Genomic DNA, 993 nt, shown 5'->3' on the forward strand with positions numbered 1-993 from the left:
AATATTCCGGATGCCCATGGTTTCGTGCTTGCGCACATCAGGGTCAAATCCGCGCCCGTCATCACGGATGCTGATCTGCAGTCGGTTTTTGTAAAGATTGATTTCCAGAAACGCGTTTTGTGCCTCCGAATGTTTAACAATATTGTTTAATACTTCCTTAACAAGGAGGTATACCTGGCGCCTTTTTTCGCCGCTGATGGTAACCGGGGTTTCGCTGACGGAGGCATTTACATGGAGGTCAATATTGCTGTATTCAAATATTTTAATGGCTTGTTTATGAATAAAGCCGGCCAGGTTGCTTACTTCGTCGTTTTCAGCATCAAGGCTCCAGATAATTAACCTTACCTGGGTAGATATATCGGTAATGGCTTCATGAATAGCGTCAATCTCCTTAAAAGCAGGCTGATCGGCTGTTTTGCGGCTGAGCAATTCGGTCCTGAGCTTAATACCGGAGATGCTTGCCCCTAAATCATCATGCACCTCACTGCTGATGCGCTGTCGTTCGCGCTGCAGGGCAAGGGCATTTTCATAGTCCTTTTTTTGTAAGCCGATGATGGATTGATAATATTTCCGTACCAACAGGAAAGCGATGATTATGGCACTTAATACAGCCACCACCTGCAGCCATAGCTGTTGGTACCATAAAGGCATAACGTCAAATTTAAAAATGAGCGGCTGGCTTAACTGGTTAAAACGGTCGGCAGCCAGGGCTTCTAACTCATAGTTTCCGGGGGGCAGCAGGTCGAACCGTTTTTCGCCGGAAGGCGCGACGCTCCAATTTTTATCAACCCCCTTAAGCCTGAAGCGGTATTGTATTTTGCCCATGCTTTTGTAGGATAGGGCAACGCAGTTAAATACAACAGGCCGGCCGTAAGTAAAGCTGTTTTGAGTTCCGGGTATCCCATCATTAATCAACACCGGTTTAGGCAGGGCGGTGTTCCCTAAATTTTGAGTAACGGCTATGCCCTGATCTGTAGCTATATAATAATCATG

General features: G+C 46.2%; 1 protein-coding gene. It reads right to left on the bottom strand.

The window, feature by feature from the left end; all coding sequences use genetic code 11:
- The coding region (locus IEX80_RS27720; RefSeq protein WP_229701786.1) for an ATP-binding protein at positions 1-993 on the bottom strand (993 nt) is incomplete at both ends.

The sequence above is a fragment of the Mucilaginibacter rubeus genome, from assembly GCF_014643835.1.
Lineage (GTDB): Bacteria > Bacteroidota > Bacteroidia > Sphingobacteriales > Sphingobacteriaceae > Mucilaginibacter > Mucilaginibacter rubeus.